This window comes from Candidatus Deferrimicrobiaceae bacterium, assembly GCA_035256765.1.
Classification (GTDB): Bacteria; Desulfobacterota; Deferrimicrobia; order Deferrimicrobiales; family Deferrimicrobiaceae; genus CSP1-8.
Map to the genome: position 1 here is coordinate 1 of DATEXR010000158.1, position 1205 is coordinate 1205.

2 protein-coding genes are annotated in these 1205 nt (G+C 61.9%); one reads left to right on the plus strand and one right to left on the minus strand.

Features of this window, described 5'->3' with window-relative positions; all coding sequences use genetic code 11:
• On the minus strand, positions 1 to 495 hold a 495-nt coding region (locus VJ307_05400; protein HJX73576.1), incomplete at its 3' end, for a DUF3047 domain-containing protein.
• Between the two features lie 442 nt (positions 496 to 937).
• Here VJ307_05400 and VJ307_05405 point away from each other — a divergent pair.
• Complete coding sequence (locus VJ307_05405) at positions 938 to 1147, plus strand: Rho termination factor N-terminal domain-containing protein (GenBank protein HJX73577.1); 210 nt, start codon at positions 938 to 940, stop codon at positions 1145 to 1147.
• Positions 1148 to 1205: the final 58 nt, after the last annotated feature.

Genomic DNA, 1205 nt, shown 5'->3' on the forward strand with positions numbered 1-1205 from the left:
CGCCTTCCCGTCGCCCGATTCGACGGCGACCATCACCGCGTTCGACGTAAAGGCGTTGGGGAGGGATTCCCCCTGCGGGAGCCTGTTGGCCCAGATGTAGTTGATCGCCTTCGTCTTCCAGAAAAGGGTCCTGGGGAAAACGATGTACACCCGGGCGGCGTAGTCGTCCCCCGCCTTCGTCCTCTCGTCCCCGTTGGGGATCGTGCCGCCGATCTTCCACAACCAGCGCAGTACCGGATACTTCGCGGGGTCAAGGTCGACTTCCTTGTACAGGCCGGACGCGGCCCCGCGGCTGTGCGCCTTGAGAACGCGCCGCTCCCCGTCGACCACGAGGGAGTAGGAGGTCTCCCCGCGGAATCTCTTGGGCTGCCATCCTGCGAGGTCCCCCGCGCTGAAGTTCCCGAGGACGAGGTCCCCGGCAAAGACCGCGGGGACGAGAAAAAACCACGCGAGAGCCAGCGCGGGGAGGCATGTCGGCCCCCTGCAGGGCCTCATCCTCCATGCCCTCCCGGAAAGGGACACCGATTTTCCCTTACACGTCATCCCTTCCTCCCTGGATTCCAGGAAGTTGGTGTTTACCGATGGGCAAGGTTTCATGCCCATGGGAAGAAGCCCCTTACGGTCCCTGGCGGAAGGGAAGGAACATTCTCCTTGATCATCCGGGAGAATTGTTGTATACAGTATTCAGAACGTCCTTCGTGAGCCATTCATGCGCCTGCCGATCGCGAGGCGGTCCGATGGACGCAAAGGCCCCTTTTTCTCCTGTCGAAACCCCTTCGGTTACTTCGGCCGGCCCAGAGACCGAAATCATCCTGCATCCTGTCGCCCGCATCCCCAGGGATGGCTTTCCGGTCGCCGATTCGGCGGAAGAGGTGCGCGGGATCCTGGAAACCGGTGATCGGGCCTGCGCCCTTGGGATGCGGAAGGAGGGAACGCGATGACGATCAACCAGGTTCGCGAGATCGCCAAGAAACTCGGAATCAACACCGCAAGGATGACGAAAGCCGACATCATTCGCGCCATCCAGCGGGCGGAGGGGAACTTCGACTGCTTCGGATCCGCGCGGGACGGATATTGCGACCAGGCAACCTGTCTCTGGCGAAACGATTGTCTCGGCAGATCCGCGCCCGGGAGGCGGAAAATCTAGACCGTTTCCTCCTTCGGGTGCGGAAAAGCGAGGACCGTTTCCGGCATTCTTTTCACGC

What these genes read in the sequence shown, in the direction of transcription:
- VJ307_05405 (HJX73577.1), top strand. Translation starts at nt 938, where the DNA reads ATGACGATCAACCAGGTTCGCGAGATCGCCAAGAAACTCGGAATCAAC.